Origin of the sequence: Sphingopyxis sp., assembly GCF_051861155.1 — a bacterium.
GTDB lineage: Bacteria > Pseudomonadota > Alphaproteobacteria > Sphingomonadales > Sphingomonadaceae > Sphingopyxis.
Genome location: NZ_JBHYDE010000003.1, coordinates 272,664 through 292,676, shown reverse-complemented (window position 1 = coordinate 292,676; position 20,013 = coordinate 272,664). Strand labels below are relative to the sequence as shown.

Here is a 20,013-nt window from a genome sequence, read left to right as displayed (position 1 = left end):
GGAACGATCAGGCGAGTGCCTTTTTGAGCAGCTCGTTGACGACCTGCGGGTTCGCCTTGCCCTGCATCGCCTTCATCGTCTGCCCGACGAAGAAGCCGAACAGCGCTTCCTTGCCGCCCTTATACTGCTCGACCTTGTCGGCATTGGCGGTCAGAATCTTGGCGATTTCGGCTTCGATCGCGCCGGTGTCGCTGGTCTGCTTCAGCCCGTCGCGCTCGACGATCACGCCGGCGCCATCACCGCTCTCCAGCATCTTTTCAAACACCGCCTTGGCGATCGTCCCCGAAATCGTGCCGTCGGCAACCAGCCCCAGCAATTCGGCCGCCTGCGCGGGCGATACCGGCGAATCGGTCAGGTCGCGGCCCATGCGGTTGAGCGCCCCGAACAGCTCGCTCGTCACCCAGTTCGCCGCCGCGACCGGCTTGGCGCCCGCCTCCAGCAGCGTATCGAACCAGCGCGCCGCCTCGACCTCCGCCGTCAGCACATCGGCATTATAGGCCGAAATCCCCAGCGCCAGATAGCGCGCACGCTTGGCGTCGGGCAGTTCGGGCAAGCTGTCACGGCATTCGGCCAGAAACGCATCGTCGAGTTCGAGCGGCAACAGATCGGGATCGGGGAAATAGCGGTAATCATGCGCATCTTCCTTCGACCGCATCGACCGCGTCTCGTTGCGGTCGGGATCGTAGAGCCGCGTTTCCTGCACCACCGTGCCGCCGCTTTCGATCAGCGCGACCTGGCGCTTCGCTTCACCCTCGATCACCGCCATCACGAAGCGCACCGAATTGACGTTCTTCGTCTCTGTTCGCGTCCCGAATTCGTCGCCGGGCCTCCGCACGCTGACGTTGACGTCGGCGCGCATCGAGCCTTCTTCCATATTGCCGTCGCACGACCCGACATAGCGCAGGATCGCACGCAGCTTGCGCACATAGGCCCCGGCTTCCGCGGGCGAGCGCATGTCGGGCTTCGACACGATCTCCATAAGCGCAACGCCGCTGCGGTTCAAATCGACATAGGACATCGTCGGATGCTGGTCGTGCATCAGCTTGCCGGCGTCCTGCTCGACATGGATACGCTCGATCCCGATCACCTTGTCGCCGGGGATCCCCGCCTTTTCATCGGCTGCGATCGTCAGCGAACCTTCGCCGACAAGCGGATGATAAAGCTGCGAAATCTGGTAACCCTGCGGCAGGTCGGCATAGAAATAATTCTTGCGGTCGAACCGCGACCAGCGATTGATCTGCGCCTCGATCGCCATGCCCGTGCGCACCGCCTGGCGGATGCACTCGCGGTTCGGTACCGGCAGCATCCCCGGCATCGCGGCATCGACCAGCGACACCTGCGTGTTCGGCTCGGCCCCGAACGCCGTCGCGGCGCCCGAGAACAGCTTGGCGTTGGTGGTGATCTGGGCGTGAACCTCCAGCCCGATCACGACCTCCCACTCGCCGGTTTCGCCCTTGATGCGATAATCGCTCATCTTACCACCACTTCTCGGCACGCGCCGTAAAGCCCGCCCGCTCTTCAATTGCCAGCCCGGCGTTCAGCACGCCCTGCTCGTCGAATGCCTTGCCGATGATTTGCAGCCCCAGCGGTAGCCCTTCGCGATTCAGCGCCGCGGGCACCGACATCGCGGGCAGCCCCGCGAGGCTCGCGGGCACCGCGAACACGTCGTTGAGGTACATCGCCAGCGGATCGGCGGTCTTTTCGCCCAGCCCGAACGCCGCCGACGGCGCGGTCGGCGCGAGGATCACGTCGCACCCCCCGAACGCCTGCTCGAAATCGCGCGCGATCAGCGTCCGCACCTTCTGCGCCTGCGTATAGTACGCATCATAGAAGCCCGCCGACAGCACATAGGTGCCGATCATGATGCGGCGCTTGACCTCGGGCCCGAAACCGTCGGCGCGCGTCGCGGCGTACATGTCCTGCAACCCTGCCCCATCGGGCAAATCGCGCAGCCCGTAACGCACGCCATCATAGCGGGCGAGGTTCGACGACGCCTCGGCGGGCGCGATGATATAATAAGCGGGCAGCGCATATTTCGTGTGCGGCAGGCTGATCTCGACGACCGCCGCCCCCGCATCCTTCAGCATCGCGATCCCGGCATCCCACATCGCGTCGATGTCGGGGTCGATGCCTTCGAGGCGATATTCCTTGGGAATCCCGACCGTCTTGCCCTTGAGATCACTCGACAAAGCCGCTTCCCAATTGGGCACCGCCATGTTCAGGCTCGTCGCGTCCTTCGGATCGAAGCCCGCCATATTCTCGAGCATGATCGCGCAATCCTTGACGTCGCGCGCCATCGGCCCCGCCTGATCGAGCGAACTGGCGAACGTCACGATGCCCCAGCGCGAGCAGCGGCCATAGGTCGGCTTGATCCCCGAAATCCCCACGAACGCCGCAGGCTGGCGGATCGATCCGCCGGTGTCGGTCCCCGTCGCCGCCGGACATAGCCGCGCCGCGATCGCGGTCGAGCTGCCGCCCGATGAGCCACCGGGCGCGAGCGCGGCATTGCCGCCATCCTTGCGCTTCCACGGGCTGATGACATTGCCGAAATAGCTCGTCTCGTTCGACGACCCCATCGCGAACTGATCAAGGTTCAGCTTGCCCAGCATCCCCGCGCCCGCGTCCCACAATTTCTGGCTGACGGTCGATTCATAGCGCGGGACAAAGCCCTCCAGCATGTGGCTCGCCGCGGTCGTCTGCACCCCATCGGTGCAGAACAGATCCTTCATCCCGATCGGCACGCCCGACAGGGGCTTCAGCATCCCCGCCGCGCGATCGGCGTCGGCCGCCTTTGCCGCGCTCAGCGCATGCTCGGGTGTCTCGACGATAAACGCATTCAGCGCCTTCGCGCCCGCGACATTGGCGCTGAACGCCTCGGCCACTTCCACCGCGCTGAAATCGCCCGCGCGGTGGCCGTCGCGGATTTGGGCTACTGTTAGATTCGTAAGATCAGTCATCATCAAAACCCGTTCGTGCTGAGCTTGTCGAAGCACCGTACTTCTCTGCTCAGACGGGAAAGAAAAGAACGGCCCTTCGACAAGCTCAGGGCGAACGGAGAGAGGGGCCAAAGCATCACTCGATCACCTTGGGAACACCAAAGAACCCGTGCATCGCCGCTGGCGCGTTCGCCAGTACATCGTCGCGGCGGCCGCCGCCGGTCAGCGGGTCGGCGTCGATCACATCGTCGCGCAGCCGCAGCTGGTTCGGGATCACCGCGGTCATCGGCTCGACCCCGGTCACATCGACCTCGCCGAGTTGCTCGACCCAGCCCAAGATGCCGTTCAATTCGCCTTCCATCGCGGCGGCTTCGGCATCGCTGATCGCGATGCGCGCCAGCGACGCTATTTTTCTGACCGTTGTCTGATCGATTGTCATTGGGTTCCTGCCTTTGCGGGGAAGCCGCGCCGCTAGCATTCCCGCCGGATCGCTTCAACCTCCGTCGAACACCAGCATGCCCTCCCCCTAGATGGGGGAAGGATACGAAGCCTTATCGCGCAGCGATGAGGCGGAGTTGGATGGGGGTGATGGCGCGTCCTTGCGCCGTCACGTCAGGACGAGCGCAGACTCCCACCGCGGCCTCTGCCGTAAAGGGGGAGGAAACTCACTCGAACGCCCCCGATTCCGGCACGCCATTCACCAAAATCCGCCGCTGCTCGACCGTCTCGACCGTTACCGTCGCTTTCGATAGATCGACCGCGGGCCGCGGCGCCCCGGCTTCGCGGCCAAGGTCGCCCTGCACCCAGCGCCCGTCCTTGTTGCGCGACACAAAATCGAAATTCGTCGCCTCGCCCGGCTCATTCTGCCCCAGCACCCCGATCCGCTCGGCGCCCAGCCACACCGCGACGCACGCCTTGGCGCGGCTGCACATATAGGTGCCGGCGATCCGCTCCAGCGCCTCGGCGGGCAATGCGCGCTCGGCGGGGATCACGCGCAGCCGCTCGGCAAGCGGCTTAAGCAGCACTGGCCCTTTCGGCCCGGTCAGATCCCAACGGTTTTTCGCCGCCAGCGCCGCCTTTGCTGCGTCGGCACGCGCCTTTTGCGGCGAGCGCGCCAGTTGCTTGAGCGCGGCGCGCCCCTTGGGCCCGAAATCATAGGCCATCGCGGCCCAGTCGAACTTGTCCACCGGCGTTGTCCCCGCCGTCAGCCGCGCCAGCTGGTCGCGCGTCGAAATCGCGCCGAAATCGACGATCGGCAGCGCCAGCAGCAACGCCAGCAACGCCACCCCGATCGCCAGCTTCTGCTGCAACGGGCGCAGCACATCGTCGAAATCGCGCCGCCCCCTCACCACCGCCCACAGCCCCGCCAGCCCATAGGCCAGTGCGATCGCGGCCGCGATCACCCCCCAGATGCGCTCGGGGGTCCAGCCGTACTGGATCACGCGCAGGTGCATCGAATAAAAGGCGATTCCGGCGAGCGGCAGCACCGCAACCGCCAGCACCGGCGCCGCCCAGCGCAGCATCGGGTTGGTCGCGCGGTCGTCGGCGCCGTTGCCGATCACCGCATTGGCCAGCAGCACCGCAAAGGCCGCCGCCGCCAGCATCAGCGCCGCGGTCGAAAAGCCCGAATCCCACAGCTTTTGCAGCCCCGTCCCGGCCAGCGAGAGCAGGAACAGCACCAGCGCGACCGCCAGCACCGGCGCCAGCACCGCCAGCACCATCATCACCAACCGCTGCAACGTCGCGACCAGTCTGTCACGCTCGCGCAGTAGGCCCACCGCGCCGCCGAACGCTGCGCCTGCCAGCATCCAGCCGAACCATTCGTCGTTCAGCAGGTCAAAAATCAGGTTGATCCCGATCAGCTTGAACATCTGCCCGATCAGCACCGTGAGCAGGAACGCGATCCCGACAAACGCCAGGCTCGCCGCGCCGATGACCGCGTCGGTCCACGCATGGCTGTGCAGCCGGTCATAGGGCATCGCCCACAGCTTCCAGAACCGCCAGTCGGGCGCGACGTCGCGCCGCGTCTGGAACAGCGGGGTCGCGACCAGCACCGCCAGCATCCCCGACCAGAACGGCCATTCGATCGGATTGCCCTGCAAATTATACGCCGCCGTCTGCCACGCGATCAGCCCCAGCACCGCGCCCCACAGCAGCGCAAAGCCCAGCGCCCAGTGCCAGCGGCGCAGCTCGACCCCCAGCACCAACACCACCGCCGCCACCGCGACCGCGGTCGCCAGCGCGCTGCGCCACTGCGCCAGTGCGTCGTCATAGGATTGATCGACCAGCGCATGAAAGGCGAGCCCCGCCGCGGCGCAGAGCGCCGCCATGATCCACGGCCGCAGCGGCCAGGGCGGATCGCTGTTGTCGAGCCGCTGCGAGGCGGGGCGAGGCGAATCGGGGGCGATCGGCAAAGAGGTGTCGGTCATGCCCGCAATCTGGGCTTGTTTCGCCGGGCGCGGCAAGTCAAAGCTGTGTACCGTTACATGCGACATTCCCCGTTGCCGTTCGTGTCGATCACTGCCGAGACACCCACCGGGATCGCGCCGGACCTGCGAGGCGTCTCGACTTCGTGCGGTGCGAAAGGGTAAAGAGGCCCGAAACCGCTCTCCCCCCTCCCCCATGGAGCCCCCATTTGGCCCGCAAATTTCTTTACGTCATCGCCGCCATCATCCTGCTGATCCTCGCCGCCGGGATCGTGTACCAGCTTTATCCCGGCTGGCTTGCGCGCGTCGCGTTCGTCCCCAGCGCTGAGTTCAAACAACAGGTCGCGGTCGAACCCAACGCCTATGACGACCCCAAAATGTGGTTCGCGCGGCCGGGAATGGACAATGACCCGTCGGCGTGGCGCCCCGCCGCCGAAGGATCGAGCCCGCCGTCACCCGACAGCGCCGCCGCGCAATCGCGCGACCGACTGATCCCGCCCGCCAATGCCGCCGAAACCGCCGCAGCGCCCGTCGAACAGGGCGACGCCGCGGTCTTTTTCGTCCACCCGACCAGCTATTACAGCCGCTCGAGCTGGAACGCCCCGCTCGAGGACCGCGATTCGGACCACCGCGCCAACCTCTTCGTCCAGGGCATGGCCAGCGCCTTTGCCGACGCCGGCGAAATCTGGGCGCCGCGCTACCGCCAGGCGACGCTCGGCGCCTTCCTCGCCGAAGATCGCGTCACCGCGGGCAAGGCGATCGACGCCGCGTACCGCGACGTCGAGGAAGCCTTCGACGCCTTCGTCGCCGCGCAGCCCAAGACCAAACCGATCATCCTCGCCGGGCACAGCCAGGGCGCACTCCACCTCACCACCCTGCTCAAGAACAAGATCGCCGGCACCCCGCTCGCGAAGCGCATCGTCGCCGCCTATGTCATCGGCTGGCCGATCAGCCTCGACACCGACATGGCAGCGCTCGGCCTGCCCGCGTGCGAGACTCCCGAACAGAAAGGCTGCATCCTCGGCTGGGCGAGCTTTGCCGATCCCGCCGACCCCGAAATGGTCACCGCCGCCTATGACGGAACGATCGGCTTCGACGGTCGTCCGCGCGCCGAAACGCGGATGTTGTGCACCAACCCGCTCACCGGCACCCGCGACGCCGAAGCCGCCTCCGACGCCAACCTCGGCACGTTGAAGCCCACCGAGGGTTTCAAGAGCGGGGCGCTGATCGCGGGCAAGATCGGCGCCAAATGCGACGACACGCGCGGCCTGCTGATGATCGGCGATGCCGAGATCGCCAAAAACTATGTCGTCGCGGGCTATGTGCTGCCCGGCAACAATTACCATGTCTATGACATCACCCTGTTCTGGGCGAACGTCCGTGCCGATGCGTTGCGGCGGCTCGCAACCTATGAGGGCAAGCCGTCGCCGGTGCCGCCCGCGGCGGTGCCCATCGCAGCACCGCCTGCAGCCGCAACGCCGAAAACCTAAACCCGTCCGTGTCGAGCCCTTCGACTGCCTTGCAGGCGCTCAGGATAAACTTCGGTTCTTGGCCGAAGTCGAGACACGCTTGGCGCGCGCACCCTTCGACGTGTCTCGACTTCGCTCGACACGAACGGTTAGAGAGGGCGATATGATCACCACCGCCGCCCCCGATTTCGCCGCCAACTTCGCCCATGGCGGCCGGCTCGCGGGCCTCGACGTCGGCACCAAGACGATCGGCGTCGCGACCTGCGATGTGAACTGGAGCTTCGCGACCCCCGACAAAACGATCATCCGCAAGAAATTCGCCGCCGACCTCGCAACGCTCAAGGCGGTCCTGGCCACGCACAGCATCGTCGGCCTCGTCGTCGGGCTGCCGCTCAACATGGACGGCAGCGACAGCCCGCGCACCCAAAGCACCCGCGCCTTTGCGCGCAACCTGCTGCCGCTCGGCCTGCCCATCCTGCTCTGGGACGAACGCTGGTCGACCGCCGCGGTCGAGCGCGCGATGATCGCCGCCGACGTCAGCCGCGCCAAACGCGCCGAACGCGTCGACAGCGCCGCCGCCGCCTTCATCCTGCAAGGCGCGATCGACGCGATGACGCGCGGTTGATCGAATATATCCTCTATTGGCTCGCCGCAGCAAACGGCGTCGCCTTCGGCCTGATGGTCGCCGACAAGCGCCGCGCCGAAGCAGGCGCGCGGCGGATATCCGAAAGCACCCTGCTCGGCTGGTCGTGGCTCGGCGGCGCCATCGGCACCTACGCGGCCTCCCGCATCGTCCGCCACAAAACGCGCAAGCAGCCCTTCGCGACCTGGATGATCACGCTCTGCGCCGCCGAAATCGTGCTGCTCGGGCTCTGGGCGCTTGGGCTACTAGATCCGATTGTCGCCAAAATCTGACCGCGCCCCTGCGAAGGAGTATCGGGTCGGTGCCAGTTAGAACCGGCGGGAGATGGATCCCTGCCTTCGCAGGGATACGGGAACAACCTATGTGCGATTTCCGCACGCAACAACTTGCGATTTCTGCAACTCCTGCGTAGACGCTCCCCTTTAATGACAAGCTCCAACATCCGACCCGCCAGCGACTATCCGCCCGGCGGCGATGCCTTTCGCCATCGCCACCTGATCGGCATCGCCCAGCTGACCCCGTGGGAGATCAGCTACGTCCTCGACGCCGCCGAACAATGGGTCGACCTCAACCGCAGTGGCGCCGCGAAACACGACGACCGCCTCGCGGGTCTCACCATCATCAACGCCTTTTTCGAGAATTCGACGCGCACGTTGCTGTCCTTCGAAATCGCCGGAAAACGCCTCGGCGCCGACGTCGTCAACATGCACGCCGCGCAATCAAGCGTGAAAAAGGGCGAGACGCTGATCGACACCGCGATGACATTGAACGCGATGCGCGCCGATGCGATGGTGATCCGTCACGGCAGCTCGGGCGCCGTCCAGCTGATCGCCGACAAGGTCGACTGCCCCGTGCTCAACGCGGGCGACGGCCGCCACGAGCATCCGACGCAGGCCTTGCTCGACGCGCTCACCATCCGCCGCCGCCTCGGCCGCGTCGAAGGCCTCACCATCGCGATCTGCGGCGACGTCCTGCACAGCCGCGTTGCGCGCTCGAACATCCTCGCGCTGACCCTGCTCGGCAACGAGGTGCGCGTCGTCGCGCCGCCGACGCTCACCCCGCCCGCGATCGACCGCATGCATGTGACGACCTTCACCGACATGGACGAAGGGCTGAAGGACGCCGACGTCGTGATGATGCTCCGCCTCCAGAACGAACGCATGGACGGCGCCTACCTCCCCAGCGCGCGCGAATATCACGCGCTCTACGGCCTCACGCCCAAACGGCTCGAAAAAGCCAAACCCGATGCGATCGTCATGCACCCCGGCCCGATGAACCGCGGGGTCGAAATCGACAGCAGCATCGCCGATCACCCCACGCGCTCGACGATCACCGAGCAGGTCGAAATGGGGGTCGCCGTCCGCATGGCGTGCCTCGACATCCTGACGCGCCGCAAGCGGGGGGTCGCGGGATGGAACTGAAGCCGCTCCTCATCGCGAACGCGCAGCTGATCGACGGCGACACGCCGCGCCAGGGCAGCCTGCTCGTTGTCGATGGCCGCATCGCTGCCATTGACCCGACCGAAATCCCCGACGGCACCGAAACCATCGATGGGAAGGGCCAGTGGCTCGCTCCCGGTATCGTCGATCTTGGCGTTTTCGCTACCGACAAACCCGCCTTTCACTTCGGCGGCATCACCCGCGCCGCGCTGATGCCCGACGCCGGGCCGCTCGACGACCCCGGCCTCGTCGAACGCGCCGCGAAGGGCGGCAAGCCCGACCTGTGGGTCCACCCGCTAGCCGCCGCCACGAAAGGCCTTGCGGGCAAGGAACTCGCCGAAATCGGCCTGATGAAAAGCGCCGGCGCCCGCGCCATCGCTACCGGCCGCGGTCGCATCGCCGACAGCGGCGTCATGCGCCGCGTGCTGTCCTACGCCGCCTCTCTCGGCCTCGTCACGATCATCCATGCCGAGGATGAAGGGCTGACGGCGGGCGCCGTCGCGACCGACGGCGAAATGGCGACGCGCCTCGGCCTCGCCTCGGCCCCTGCTATCGCCGAAGCGATCGCAATCGCGCGCGACCTCGCGCTCGTCGAGGAAACCGGCGCGCCCGTCCATTTCCGCCAGGTCACCACCGCGCGCGGGCTCGATCTGATCCGCGCCGCCAAGGCCAGGGGGCTGCCGGTCCTCTGTGGCATCACCCCCGCGCATCTGTTCCTGTCCGACACTGCGATCGGCGATTTCCGTACCTTCGCGCGCCTGTCGCCGCCGCTGCGCAGCGAGGACGACCGTCACGCGTGCCTCGCCGCGGTCGCCGACGGCACCATCGACGTCCTCTCGTCGGGTCACGACCCGCGCGGTCCCGAGGACAAGCGCCTCCCCTTTGCCGAAGCACTCCCCGGCATGGCGGGCGCCGAAACCCTGCTCGCGCTCGGCCTCAATCTTGTCCGCGACGGCCATGTCGCGCCCGGCCGCCTGTTCGACATGCTCGCCGCCACCCCCGCGTGCCTGCTCGGCCTCAATGCCGGGCGCCTGACCGTGGGCATGGAGGCCGACCTCATCCTGATCGACGACGGCACCCCGTGGCAGGTCGATGCCAAGAAAATGGCGGCCTATGCCGGCAACACCCCCTTCGACGGCATGCCCGTGCAGGGCCGCGCGACGGCGATGTGGAAGGGCGGGCTGCGGGTGCGATAGGGGAGCGGATCCTCCCCGGAACGGGGAGGATCGGCGGTAGCCGCAACCGGTCGATCACCTACCACACCCCATCAAGCCGCCCACTCCCCCGGATCGTCCTCTTCGCCGATCAACGCCAGTCCATGCGCGATCGACGTCAGTTCGCCGCCGCTCGCAATCCGCTCCGCGCCGAACCGCCGCTCGAACAACGCCCGGATCGCGGGGATCAGCGACGATCCGCCGGTCAGGAACACGCGGTCGATGTTTCCCGGCGCCACGGCCGCACGCCCCAGCGCCGCATCCATCGCCGCCTCGATCCGCCGCAGATCGTCGGCGATCCACGCCTCGAAATCGGCACGGCGCACGTCGGCCTCGATTGCGACCCCATCGCCCGAAAAACGAAACGCGGCCTCTTCGGCACTCGACAGCGCGCGCTTCAGCCGCCCGACCGCATCGTACAGCGGAAACCCCTGCTCATGCTCGATCAGCGCGATCATCCGCCCGATCGGTTCGGGATCGACCGCGTCGCGCTGCAACCGCTCGAGTTCGTTCAGCGTCCGCCGGTTGCGCATCAACGCCAGCCGCGACCAGTCGGCAAAATCGCGAAAATATCCGCCCGGAATCTCCAGCAGCTTGTCGAACGAGCGATACATCCCGCCCTTGCCGAGCAAGGGCAGCACCAGCCGGTCGACGATGCGGTAGTCGAAACGGTCGCCCGCAATCGCGACGCCCGATGATGCCAGTGGCACGCAGCGCCGCGGGCTTCCCGGCGCCGCCACCCGCACGATCGAAAAGTCGGTCGTCCCGCCGCCGAAATCGGCGACCAGGATCGTCGCCGGCTCACTCAGTCGCGCCGCATAGCTGTGCGCCGCCCCCAGCGGTTCGTGGACATAATATATTTCGGTGCCGAACGCCTCAAGCATCGCGTCATAACGCTGCCGCGCCAGCGCTGCATCGGGCCGCGCCCCGGCATATTCGACCGGCCGCCCGACGATCACCCGCTGCGGCAGCGTGTCGAGCCGCCCCCCGGCGTGCGCGACCAGCCGCTGGAGGAACAGCCGCCCCAGATCCTCGAACCGGTAAGGCTTGCCCCAAATCAGCGCGCGCTCGAACGACGCGCTCGCCGCGACGCTTTTGAACGACTGGATGAAGCGGCTGTCGAGCGGCGACTGGAGATATTCGGCGATCGCCCAAGGCCCCGCCTCATGCGCCACGCCCTGCCACGCGCGCTCCTCTTCCCAGAAACACAGCGCCGACCGGAACACCGCGCCGGTCGCATCGTCGCCGGCAAATTCGACCAGTTCCGACCCGCCCTGCCCATCGGTCAGCGCGACGACGCTATTGGTCGTCCCGAAATCGAGCCCGAGCGCGCGCGGCGTGGGATGACTGGTCATGGATGCTCCTGTGGGTCCGCCGGGGGGCGGCGCCTATTGCACGCGGCGGTGCGGGGGGCAAGGCGGTGGTGAGTGGTTCGGAAGACACTGCTCCGAATGGTAGCTCAGAGCTCCCTTCCTCTCGTCATCCCGGCGAAGGCCGGGATCTCACCGGTGAGAAAGTCTGAAAGGGCGAGATCCCGGCCTTCGCCGGGATGACGAAAATATTTGGGCGCAACGAATGAATCCTATCCCCCCCAACAGAAAAAGGGGTGCGGCTCTGCGTCCGCACCCCTGTCCTTGAATCCCGCCGACAGGCTGGGAAACTTAAACTACCGCGAAGCCAGCCGCAGCGGGGCCGCTTTCGACGCCCATTGAATGCTCTCGCTGCCGCCCATCGCGCGGATGAAACAGGTCTGACCCTGCGCCTTGAGTTCGCGGCACAGATTGTTCGCATCGGCGCGCGTCGCCAGACCGTTGACCGTCAGGCGATAGAAGGTGCGGCCCTTCACCGTCGCCGCGTGGCTCGATGCCGGGAAATTCGCCAGCACGGCGTTGCGTTTTTTCAGCCCGCCCCATTTTTCCTTCGCAATGCCCAGGCTGTCATAGGCGCCAAGCTGCACCGCCCAGCCGGTCGGCTTTTTGGCGTTGAACGCGATCGCTTTCGGGATCAGCACGGTCGCCAGTTCCAGCGCCTGCTGCTGCGCCGGGCGAATGCGCCCTTCGCCCGCGACGCGCGGTGCGGCGCGATAGGGGGCGGCGTCGGCCAGAATGACGTCGCTCGCGGCCTTCGGCTGCGGCAATTCGGTGACCGGCACGACGCCATCGGCGTTGCGCTCGGGCATCGGCAGTTCGACGCTGCGAATGGCATTGCCCGCATCGGCCAGCACCGGCGCGGCGACCGGCGGCGGCGGTGCATAAGCAGCGACCGGCGCCGGATCGGCACTGGCGAGTTCCACCGGCGCTTCGACGGGCGCCGTTTCGGCCGCAGCCATCTGCGTCTCGCCAAAATTGCTCAACGCCAGGCGCACCGGCATCCCGGCGTCGATCTGCGCTTCGGTGCCGATCAGGCTCGCGACGCGCAGCTGCGCGTTCGGGCTTTCGGCCAGTTTCGACCATTCGGCCATCCGCGTTTCCAGCTTGGCGGCCGACAGATCCTGCGATGCCAGGATACGCGCCTGCGCCCAGCGCCCCGACAGGGCAAAGGCGAGCGCCAGATTCTGCCGCGTGCGCGCCCCCGCATCGGGTGCGCGCGCCGCTTCGGTCAGCACATAGATCGCGCCTTCGCTGTCACCCGCCAGCGCCAGCGCCAGCCCGGTGTCCGACGCCGGCACGGTGTCACGATGCGCCTGGAGCAGCACGATCGCGTCGCCGGTCTTGCCCTGCGCGATCTGCGCCAGCGTCAGCGCGATGATCGTGTTGCTGTCGCTCGCGCCCAATTCCATCGCTTCGGTCAGCGCGCTCGTCGCCGACGCAAAGCGCCCGTCGTTCAGATACGCCTGCCCCAGCAGCGCGCGATAGCTCGCGTCGCGCGGGCTGCCGGCAACCGCGGCTTCGGCCAGGCCGACCGCCTTGCTGACCTTTCCGGCTTCCAGCGCGGCGCGCGCCTGCGTCGCCGATTTGGCGGCGAGCGCGGGCTTGCCCGCGGCGCGCGACGGCGCTTCGGCCATCGCCCCCATTCCGCTGCACCCGGTGGCAACGCCCAGGACAAAGCCCGAAACGGCCAGGTTCATCAGCATCTTGCGGTTCATCACACGGTCCCCCTTATTTGGTTCAGCGCGGCATCGTCTGGCGCGTCGGACGCGCGGCCGGCAGGCGGCTGGCCATCGCGTCGATTTCGGGCAGCGACGACAGATATTCGTCGAGCAGATCGGTCAGGATCACCTGCGACGACCGGTTGGTCACCGCGCTCGCCAACCGCAGGCGCAGATGGCGTTCGGCGTCGAGGCGCAGGGTAAAGGCCGCCTTTTCGCGGGCCCGAAGGGTGCGCGGCGCCTTTTCCTTCTTCGGCTTCGGCACCGGCCGCGCTTCGACCTTGCGCGCCACTGCGGCGACGCGGTCGATCAGCGATTCCTGCTGACGCACGATTTCGGGCACTTCGGGCGCTTCGGCTTCAAACGCGTCGGCGCCATAATCTTCGGCGGCATATTCTTCGGCCACCGCATCGGTCAGCTCGTGGCCGACGCTCTCGTCGACGGCATGTTCGGCCTCGACATTATGCGCCAGCACCGACCCGGTCAGCAGCGGCTTCAGGTCGAGCATGCGCGCCGGTTCGCCCGACTGGTCGGGGTCGACGTCATAGCCCATGTCGTTCCAGCCAAGGTCGTCGTATCCGACCGCGTTGACCGGTGCGGGGCCGCTGCCCAGCGGCTGGCGCCGCATCGCGGGCCGTGCGCCGCCCTTACGAGCGAGCAGTCCGGCGCTCAGCGATGCGAGGGGTTTCGGTTCGCCCATGGTTCCCATCCCTTCCGTCACTGGCCAGCGATGCGGCGGCCAAAGCCACCACCCATCGGGCGGACCGCGCCATAATTGCCCTGCGTCGGAATCGGCGCGGCAAACACGGTGCGACGGAAATTCTTTTCCAGCCGATCGTTCATATACGCCCACAGCTGGCGGATCTCGTCGGCCGACCGGCCGTTCGGATCGACTTCCATCACGGTGCGGCCGTCGATCATCGACGCGGCATAATCGGTACGGTGGTGCAAGGTGACCGGGGCGACGGTGCCATGCTGCGACAGCGCGACCGCGGCCTCGCTGGTGATTTTTGCTTTCGGGGTCGCGGCGTTGACGACGAACACCAGCGGCTTGCCGGCGCGTTCGCAAAGGTCGACGGTGGCGCCGACGGCGCGCAGGTCATGCGGGCTGGGCCGCGTCGGCACGACGATCAGTTCGGCGACCGAAATCACGCTCTGGATCGCCATCGTGATGGCGGGCGGCGTGTCGATAACCGCCAGCTTGAAGCCTTGTTGGCGCAGGATTTCCAGGTCGGAGGCGAGCCGTGCGACGGTGGTCTGGGCAAACGCCGGCAGGTCGGTTTCGCGTTCGTTCCACCAGTCGGCGAGCGAGCCCTGCGGATCGATGTCGATCAGGACGACCGGCCCCGCCCCCGCAAGCTGCGCCTGCACTGCGAGATGCCCCGACAGGGTCGTCTTTCCCGACCCGCCCTTTTGTGAAGCCAATGCCAAAACGCGCACAGCTGTCCCCCTGAAAAACCACGAATTGGCGGTGGAATGCCATGCGGGGCGCTAAAATTGAGTTAACGATGATAAAAAGAAGGTGAACGCCCTGCTCGCCAGCATGGTTAACCAGACCTCAACAGCAACTTGTCCCGAAATGGACCAGATATGCTACAAGGCGCGGGTTGCTAACGCGGTGTTAGCCATTCCACGCTAAGAAACCCCCGGGGACTGCAGCGATGCCAGTCATTGGAGAATAAGATGCGTCATTTCCGCACCGCCGTTTCGCTGGCGTTGCCGCTGATCGCGGCGACCCTGCTGACCGCACCCGCCCATGCCGACGTCAAGGACGGCGTCGATGCGTGGCAGCGCGGCGACTATCAGGGCGCCGTCGCCCAGTGGCGTCCCGCGGCGCTCGCCGGCGACGCCGATGCCCAGTTCAACCTGGGTCAGGCGTACAAGCTCGGCCGCGGCGTTCCCGCCGATCTTGTCCAGGCCGAAGCCTGGTACCGCCGCGCCGCCAAACAGGGGCATTTGCAAGCCGAGGACAACCTCGGCCTCGTGCTGTTCACTGCCAACCGCCGTGACGAAGCGATGCCCTTCATCATCCGCTCGGCCGAACGCGGCGAACCGCGCGCGCAATATGTCCTTGGCACCGCGCACTTCAATGGCGACCTTGCCGCGCAGGACTGGCCGCGCGCCTATGCGCTCACCAAACGCGCCAGCGACGCCGGGCTCGGTATCGCCTCCGCCCGCTTGGCGCAGCTCGACACCCTGATCCCGCTCGACCAGCGCCAGCGCGGCCTCGCGATGCTGCCCGAGATTGAAAAGAACGAAGCGCGCGCGCGTCTGTCGGCGGTGACCGCCGCGGCGCCTGCCGCGGCAAAGCCCGCTCCCGCCTCGCCGATCAGGACCGCCAGCCTGCCCGCCTCGGCCCCCGGCACCAGCTACACCCCGCCGCCGGTGATCGCGCCGACGCCCGCTGCCTCGACGCCCGCTGCGCAAGCCGCCACGATCGCTGCCGTCGAAGCCACCGCCGCTGCTGACGCCGCCAAGGGAAAACCCGGCACGACCTATGCCCCGCCGCCCGCCAGCGGCACGCTGCCGCCCGCTCCGGCCAAAGCCAAACCGCCCGTCAACAACGCGCCTATCGCAGTCCGCGAAACCCCGACCCCGGCCCGCCCGGGCGGCGGCAGCAGCCCCTGGCGCGCCCAGCTCGGCGCCTTCGGGGTCGAGGCCAATGCGCGCAGCCTGTGGGCGTCGCTCGGCAAAAAATACCCCGCCGTCGCCGCGCGCCAGCCGACCTACGTCAAGACCGGCAAGGTCACCCGCCTCCAGACCGGAGGCTTTGCCAACAAGGGCGAAGCCAACAACTTCTGCGCCGCGCTCAGCAAGGGCGGACAGGCGTGCTTGGTGGTCGATAAATAGCGGGTCGCCGATCCGCTAACCCTGAAATCGCGCGATACTCTCCAGGTCGGCACGGTCGAGCGGCTGGGTGAACCACAGCCCGCCGCGCTGGCCCCGCGACCAGCGCACCAGCGCCTGCCGCCGCAGGTCGCCATGCGGCAGCAACAGGTCGAGCATCGTGCCGGGCTCGATCTCGCGATGATAGAGGAACCCCGCGCCGCTCTGCGATATATCGACCAGGTCGATCGGGCGTGCCCCCTCGCGCAGGATCAGCACTGCCTCGCTCGCCACCGTCAGCCGCAGCGCGCGATACCCCTCGGCCAGCTGTTCCTCGGCCAGTCGGCGCAGCGTCGTTTCGGCATCGATCTTCTCCGAAAAGGCGACGCCGCAGCGGCCACCCTCGGCCCAGACGATCGTCCCGGCGACCGTGATGCTCTCGGACAGCGCGATCTCGATTTGCTCGCCGACGGTCACTGGCACATCGGCGGCCAGCATCAGCCCGGCATCCGAAATATTGCGCACGCGCCACAGCCCCAGATCGTCGCTGCGCCGCACCCGCGCGATGCGGCATACGGCGCGGTAACGATCGGCGCTGCGGCGATCGGGAGGTTTGGGTTCGTTATCGTCGGCGGGCCCAGACGCGCCGCTATCATAGGAAAAATTGCCCCTGTCCATCATATCCACCCTACCGGGGCACGCGTTTGCTGGAAGGACAAGCCGCATGCCGCTGGCCGAAGCCGGACAATATTGCCCCACGCGATACGGCCATCGGCTCCACGCCGTTGCCCGGGATATGCGGTCCTGAAACCCTGATATAGGTAATTTCCCTTACGGCAAAGTTAAGTTTTTATGGCAGCACCACGCGAGTGGCCCGGATCGGGCCATTGGGCCGCCACGCCGCCCTATTTCGCCCTCTCTTCGGCCAGCCGCCTTGCCAGCGCCTTGCGCGACCGCTCGGCATAGGCGCGGCACGCCCCCGGGCGGTTGTTATAGCGCCCCTCGCCCGCATTGTCGGGGTGCGCCGCGATCAGGATGTCGCACGCCAGCGCATCCATCGTCCGGTAACTTTGCGCAAAACCCGCCACGAACGGCGCGCCTGCCGGGCTGGTAAAGCGATAATCGTCCGCCGATACGGCGTTCAGGCTCGATGCGAACACGATCGCCTTGCATGCCTTGCCCTCACACGCCTGCCAGCTCCAGCTCATGCTGCCCATCGTATGCCCCGGGGTCGCGCGCGCGGTGATCGCCGCCTTACCCAGCCGCAGCACCTCGCCGTCCGCCATCACGCGCATCGATGTGGTGACCGCCGGCCAGCTGCCGCCATAGGCCAGCTGCGGATCGTCCTTCGCATGCTTGCCCGCGCGCAGCCCCTCGGCGCCGCGCGCGCTCGCCACCACCGTTGCGCCGGTGTCGCGTGCCAGCGCCGCCAGCCCGCCGGCATGGTCGAAATGCGGCTCGGTGCTCAGAATAAATTTGATGTCTTTGGGGTCGAACCCCAGCGCGCGGACATTGGCCAGGATCGCGGGCGCCGCCTGCGGCAAGGCGCCGTCGACCAGCACCAGCCCGGCCCCGGTGTCGATCAACGCAACGCTCATCCCGCCAAAGCCGACCAGATAGCTGTTGCCATAGATCTCTTCCGGCGGCGCGGGCGCCAACCATTCGGCCGACCGCGACGTCGTGATCGGCTGGGTCAACGGATCGACCGCCGGAACCGGCGCGCCGCCCGCCGCGGCGAGCCAGGCCAACAGACTGATAGCTTCGAACATCTTTGTCTCCCTTCGCCGCCAAAAATGCCCAGCCGCAGCGCGCGGGGCAAAGCATCATTTCTCGACAAAGCCATGAGAATAATTGATGACGGGTCATGGACCGCGCCCAACTCCCCTTGAACGCCCTGCGCGCCTTCGACGCCGCGGCGCGCCATCTCAACTTCACCCGCGCCGCCATCGAACTGTGCGTCAGCCAGGGTGCGGTCAGCCACCAGGTGGCGCAGCTCGAACGCCGCCTCGGCACCCGCCTGTTCCACCGCCTGCCGCGCGGCCTCGCGCTGACCGACGAGGGCCATGCGCTTGTCCCCGTCGTCGCCGACGCCTTCGACCGCGTCGCCGCGACGCTCGACCAATATGCCGGTGGCCGCTTCCGCGAGGCGCTGAAGGTCGGGGTCGTCGGCACCTTTGCAACCGGCTGGCTGCTCCCGCGCCTCGACGCCTTCGCGCGCGCGCATCCGGGCATTGACCTGCGCATCTCGACCAACAACAACCGCGTCGATCTGGCGGGCGAGGCGCTCGACTATGCGATCCGCTTCGGCGACGGCGCCTGGCACGCCACCCACGCCGAACCCCTGCTCGCCGCGCCCATGGCGCCGCTCTGCACCCCGGCGATCGCCGCGCGGCTGAAATCGCCCGCCGACCTGATCCCCGAACGCCTGCTGCGCTCGTACCGCGCCGACGAATGGGCGCTGTGGTTCGCCGCCGCCGGGGTCGCCGCCCCCGTTCTCCGCGGCCCGGTCTTTGACAGCAGCGCTTTGATGGCGAGCGCCGCGGCGGCCGGCCACGGCATCGCCCTCGCCCCGCCCGCGATGTTCACCCGCGAACTCGCGTCGGAACAGCTCGTCCAGCCCTTCGCGGTCACCATCGACGCCGGCCGCTACTGGCTCACCCGCCCGATGTCGCGCCCCGAAAGCGACGCGATGGCGCGCTTTCGGGGCTGGCTAGTCGGCGAACTCATGGTCGAAGCGCCGTCGCCGTGACCCCGCCCGCCGCCGCGCCCGGATCGCCAGCACCAGGTCGCGGTGGCGGCTGCGTTCGACGCGCAGCGTCCGGCGAACGCGGTCGCCCTGGACGATCAGCAACGCACCCGTCAGCGCCAGCGGCATGCCGATCAGGACCGCGATTGCCTGTTGCACCGTCCGATCGGGCAGCAGCTCGCCCGCGAGCGGAATTGCATAGCCCGCCGCCATCAGCCCGAAGCCCGCGATACGCCACGCACGGTCACGCCGGATCATGCTGCCGCCCGCTGGGGCAGGCGCGGCGCGGCGCCACCGATGACGATGCGCCCTGCGGCAGCCGCCGCATCGGCGATGTGCGGGCGACTCCCGGCGCCGCCTGCCCACAACAGGATGTCGGCAGGAAATTCGGCTTCCTCGGCCAGCGCTGTAAGCAAATCTGTCGCTTCAAACACCAGCCCGATGGCCGGGTCGCGCAGCGCCGCCGCCGCCGCGCGCGCGCCGCGGATCGCCGTCGGATCGGCATCGATCCCGCGCGCTTCGATTGCGGTAAAGCCCATTGCCCGTGCGTAGCGCGCGGCCTGCAACAGCAGGCGCCCGTCGCCGCATTCGGCATCGACCATCCGCAGGCTGCGCCGCCGTGCCGCGCACAGATGTTGTATAGCCGCGGCGACTGCAGGCCAACGCGCGTCGATGAAAAGCCGCGCCGATGGGAGCGAATTGCGATGGGCTGTAATGTCGATCATCATGATCAGCGTGATTAAGCGGCCAGCGCGTTAAGTTTCGAGAGCGATTACCGCGCCGCGCATAAGGATGGCATAAAGCCGTGTGGGTGGGGTGGGAGGCGATCCTGCACCCGTTGCCATGCCAAGGGTGTTCGCTCGCCTGACCCTAGCCGCGCAAGATCTTCTCCATCTTCTTCCCCCGCGCCAGCTCGTCGATCAGCTTGTCGAGATAGCGCAGCTCGCGCATCAGCGGCTCCTCGATGGCCTCGACGCGGATCCCGCAAATCACTCCGGTAATCAACGACCGCGCCGGGTTGAGCCGCGGCGCCGCCGCAAAGAAATCCTCGAATGTCGTGCCCTTCGCCAGTTCGGCTTCCAGGGCTTTCTGGCTATATCCTGTCAGCCAGCGAAAAATCTCGTCGACCTCGGCTTTCGTCCGCCCCTTCTTCTCCGCCTTGGCGATATAATGCGGGTACACGCTCGCGACGCTGATCGAATAGATGCGATGTTTGGTCATGGGGC

General features: G+C 67.3%; 20 protein-coding genes. 7 read left to right on the top strand and 13 right to left on the bottom strand.

Features of this window, described 5'->3' with window-relative positions:
- Positions 1 to 7: 7 nt before the first annotated feature.
- From gatB to ACTIFP_RS07430, 4 genes are all read right to left on the bottom strand, one after another.
- Positions 8 to 1,474 (bottom strand): Asp-tRNA(Asn)/Glu-tRNA(Gln) amidotransferase subunit GatB, encoded by a 1,467-nt coding sequence (gatB, locus tag ACTIFP_RS07445; RefSeq protein WP_439568080.1) that lies wholly within the window; start codon positions 1,472 to 1,474, stop codon positions 8 to 10.
- Position 1,475: 1 nt separating this feature from the next.
- A complete protein-coding gene (gatA, locus tag ACTIFP_RS07440; RefSeq protein WP_439568079.1) occupies positions 1,476 to 2,957 on the bottom strand; it encodes an Asp-tRNA(Asn)/Glu-tRNA(Gln) amidotransferase subunit GatA in 1,482 nt (493 codons plus the stop codon).
- A gap of 115 nt (positions 2,958 to 3,072) precedes the next feature.
- Positions 3,073 to 3,375, bottom strand: a complete 303-nt coding sequence (gatC, locus tag ACTIFP_RS07435; protein WP_439568078.1) for an Asp-tRNA(Asn)/Glu-tRNA(Gln) amidotransferase subunit GatC — start codon at positions 3,373 to 3,375, stop codon at positions 3,073 to 3,075.
- A gap of 226 nt (positions 3,376 to 3,601) precedes the next feature.
- Entirely contained in the window at positions 3,602 to 5,365 is a 1,764-nt protein-coding gene (locus ACTIFP_RS07430; protein WP_439568077.1) for a DUF4153 domain-containing protein, read from the bottom strand.
- Positions 5,366 to 5,571: 206 nt separating this feature from the next.
- On the opposite strand from ACTIFP_RS07430, the gene ACTIFP_RS07425 reads away from it, so the two are divergent.
- From ACTIFP_RS07425 to ACTIFP_RS07405, 5 genes are all read left to right on the top strand, one after another.
- Positions 5,572 to 6,852 carry a DUF3089 domain-containing protein gene (locus tag ACTIFP_RS07425; protein ID WP_439568076.1) on the top strand — a complete coding sequence of 427 codons (1,281 nt, stop codon included), beginning with the start codon at positions 5,572 to 5,574 and terminating at the stop codon, positions 6,850 to 6,852.
- 142 nt (positions 6,853 to 6,994) lie between these two features.
- Positions 6,995 to 7,456, top strand: a complete 462-nt coding sequence (gene ruvX, locus ACTIFP_RS07420; RefSeq protein ID WP_439568075.1) for a Holliday junction resolvase RuvX — start codon at positions 6,995 to 6,997, stop codon at positions 7,454 to 7,456.
- Positions 7,453 to 7,746, top strand: a complete 294-nt coding sequence (locus ACTIFP_RS07415; protein ID WP_439568074.1) for a DUF1294 domain-containing protein — start codon at positions 7,453 to 7,455, stop codon at positions 7,744 to 7,746. The genes ruvX and ACTIFP_RS07415 overlap by 4 nt, the downstream gene beginning before the upstream one ends.
- A gap of 153 nt (positions 7,747 to 7,899) precedes the next feature.
- Entirely contained in the window at positions 7,900 to 8,895 is a 996-nt protein-coding gene (locus ACTIFP_RS07410) for an aspartate carbamoyltransferase catalytic subunit (protein ID WP_439568073.1), read from the top strand.
- Positions 8,886 to 10,109, top strand: a complete 1,224-nt coding sequence (locus tag ACTIFP_RS07405; protein ID WP_439568072.1) for a dihydroorotase — start codon at positions 8,886 to 8,888, stop codon at positions 10,107 to 10,109. Before ACTIFP_RS07410 ends, ACTIFP_RS07405 begins: the two co-directional genes overlap by 10 nt.
- Positions 10,110 to 10,180: 71 nt before the next feature.
- Here ACTIFP_RS07405 and ACTIFP_RS07400 read toward each other — a convergent pair whose 3' ends face one another.
- The 4 genes from ACTIFP_RS07400 to ACTIFP_RS07385 form a co-directional block, all read right to left on the bottom strand.
- On the bottom strand, positions 10,181 to 11,482 hold the full coding sequence (locus ACTIFP_RS07400) for an Hsp70 family protein (RefSeq protein WP_439568071.1): 1,302 nt from the start codon (positions 11,480 to 11,482) through the stop codon (positions 10,181 to 10,183).
- 311 nt (positions 11,483 to 11,793) lie between these two features.
- The gene (locus ACTIFP_RS07395; protein WP_439568070.1) at positions 11,794 to 13,212 is read right to left on the bottom strand and encodes an SPOR domain-containing protein; all 1,419 of its coding nucleotides are present in this window, start codon (positions 13,210 to 13,212) and stop codon (positions 11,794 to 11,796) included.
- Between the two features lie 22 nt (positions 13,213 to 13,234).
- Positions 13,235 to 13,915, bottom strand: a complete 681-nt coding sequence (locus tag ACTIFP_RS07390) for a hypothetical protein (protein WP_439568069.1) — start codon at positions 13,913 to 13,915, stop codon at positions 13,235 to 13,237.
- 17 nt (positions 13,916 to 13,932) lie between these two features.
- A complete protein-coding gene (locus ACTIFP_RS07385; protein ID WP_439568068.1) occupies positions 13,933 to 14,655 on the bottom strand; it encodes an AAA family ATPase in 723 nt (240 codons plus the stop codon).
- Between the two features lie 243 nt (positions 14,656 to 14,898).
- Here ACTIFP_RS07385 and ACTIFP_RS07380 point away from each other — a divergent pair, with 243 nt between their 5' ends.
- Positions 14,899 to 16,065: an SPOR domain-containing protein gene (locus ACTIFP_RS07380; protein WP_439568067.1), complete on the top strand. Its 1,167-nt coding sequence runs from the start codon at positions 14,899 to 14,901 to the stop codon at positions 16,063 to 16,065.
- A 15-nt stretch (positions 16,066 to 16,080) separates the two neighbouring features.
- Here ACTIFP_RS07380 and ACTIFP_RS07375 read toward each other — a convergent pair whose 3' ends face one another.
- Both ACTIFP_RS07375 and bla read right to left on the bottom strand, forming a co-directional pair.
- Positions 16,081 to 16,722: a PilZ domain-containing protein gene (locus ACTIFP_RS07375; protein ID WP_439568066.1), complete on the bottom strand. Its 642-nt coding sequence runs from the start codon at positions 16,720 to 16,722 to the stop codon at positions 16,081 to 16,083.
- A 224-nt stretch (positions 16,723 to 16,946) separates the two neighbouring features.
- Positions 16,947 to 17,810 carry a subclass B3 metallo-beta-lactamase gene (gene bla, locus ACTIFP_RS07370; protein WP_439568065.1) on the bottom strand — a complete coding sequence of 288 codons (864 nt, stop codon included), beginning with the start codon at positions 17,808 to 17,810 and terminating at the stop codon, positions 16,947 to 16,949.
- Between the two features lie 95 nt (positions 17,811 to 17,905).
- Here bla and ACTIFP_RS07365 point away from each other — a divergent pair, with 95 nt between their 5' ends.
- Entirely contained in the window at positions 17,906 to 18,790 is an 885-nt protein-coding gene (locus ACTIFP_RS07365; RefSeq protein ID WP_439568064.1) for a LysR family transcriptional regulator, read from the top strand.
- Here ACTIFP_RS07365 and ACTIFP_RS07360 read toward each other — a convergent pair.
- The 3 genes from ACTIFP_RS07360 to ACTIFP_RS07350 form a co-directional block, all read right to left on the bottom strand.
- Positions 18,752 to 19,045: a hypothetical protein gene (locus ACTIFP_RS07360; RefSeq protein WP_439568063.1), complete on the bottom strand. Its 294-nt coding sequence runs from the start codon at positions 19,043 to 19,045 to the stop codon at positions 18,752 to 18,754. The genes ACTIFP_RS07365 and ACTIFP_RS07360 overlap by 39 nt on opposite strands.
- Positions 19,042 to 19,512, bottom strand: a complete 471-nt coding sequence (locus ACTIFP_RS07355; RefSeq protein WP_439568062.1) for an SAM-dependent methyltransferase — start codon at positions 19,510 to 19,512, stop codon at positions 19,042 to 19,044. Before ACTIFP_RS07355 ends, ACTIFP_RS07360 begins: the two co-directional genes overlap by 4 nt.
- A 145-nt stretch (positions 19,513 to 19,657) precedes the next feature.
- On the bottom strand, positions 19,658 to 20,008 hold the full coding sequence (locus ACTIFP_RS07350; RefSeq protein ID WP_439568061.1) for a DUF2200 domain-containing protein: 351 nt from the start codon (positions 20,006 to 20,008) through the stop codon (positions 19,658 to 19,660).
- Between the last annotated feature and the right edge of the window lie 5 nt (positions 20,009 to 20,013).

Excerpts from the sequence above, each read along its gene's own strand:
- ACTIFP_RS07355 (WP_439568062.1), bottom strand. The coding sequence starts at position 19,512 with ATGATCGACATTACAGCCCATCGCAATTCGCTCCCATCGGCGCGGCTT.
- ACTIFP_RS07375 (WP_439568066.1), bottom strand. The coding sequence starts at position 16,722 with ATGATGGACAGGGGCAATTTTTCCTATGATAGCGGCGCGTCTGGGCCC.
- ACTIFP_RS07380 (WP_439568067.1), top strand. The coding sequence starts at position 14,899 with ATGCGTCATTTCCGCACCGCCGTTTCGCTGGCGTTGCCGCTGATCGCG.
- gatC (WP_439568078.1), bottom strand. The coding sequence starts at position 3,375 with ATGACAATCGATCAGACAACGGTCAGAAAAATAGCGTCGCTGGCGCGC.
- ACTIFP_RS07400 (WP_439568071.1), bottom strand. The coding sequence starts at position 11,482 with ATGACCAGTCATCCCACGCCGCGCGCGCTCGGGCTCGATTTCGGGACG.
- ACTIFP_RS07410 (WP_439568073.1), top strand. The coding sequence starts at position 7,900 with ATGACAAGCTCCAACATCCGACCCGCCAGCGACTATCCGCCCGGCGGC.
- ACTIFP_RS07430 (WP_439568077.1), bottom strand. The coding sequence starts at position 5,365 with ATGACCGACACCTCTTTGCCGATCGCCCCCGATTCGCCTCGCCCCGCC.
- gatA (WP_439568079.1), bottom strand. The coding sequence starts at position 2,957 with ATGACTGATCTTACGAATCTAACAGTAGCCCAAATCCGCGACGGCCAC.
- ACTIFP_RS07395 (WP_439568070.1), bottom strand. The coding sequence starts at position 13,212 with ATGAACCGCAAGATGCTGATGAACCTGGCCGTTTCGGGCTTTGTCCTG.
- ACTIFP_RS07405 (WP_439568072.1), top strand. The coding sequence starts at position 8,886 with ATGGAACTGAAGCCGCTCCTCATCGCGAACGCGCAGCTGATCGACGGC.
- ruvX (WP_439568075.1), top strand. The coding sequence starts at position 6,995 with ATGATCACCACCGCCGCCCCCGATTTCGCCGCCAACTTCGCCCATGGC.
- ACTIFP_RS07360 (WP_439568063.1), bottom strand. The coding sequence starts at position 19,045 with ATGATCCGGCGTGACCGTGCGTGGCGTATCGCGGGCTTCGGGCTGATG.
- ACTIFP_RS07350 (WP_439568061.1), bottom strand. The coding sequence starts at position 20,008 with ATGACCAAACATCGCATCTATTCGATCAGCGTCGCGAGCGTGTACCCG.
- gatB (WP_439568080.1), bottom strand. The coding sequence starts at position 1,474 with ATGAGCGATTATCGCATCAAGGGCGAAACCGGCGAGTGGGAGGTCGTG.
- bla (WP_439568065.1), bottom strand. The coding sequence starts at position 17,810 with ATGTTCGAAGCTATCAGTCTGTTGGCCTGGCTCGCCGCGGCGGGCGGC.
- ACTIFP_RS07365 (WP_439568064.1), top strand. The coding sequence starts at position 17,906 with ATGGACCGCGCCCAACTCCCCTTGAACGCCCTGCGCGCCTTCGACGCC.
- ACTIFP_RS07390 (WP_439568069.1), bottom strand. The coding sequence starts at position 13,915 with ATGGGCGAACCGAAACCCCTCGCATCGCTGAGCGCCGGACTGCTCGCT.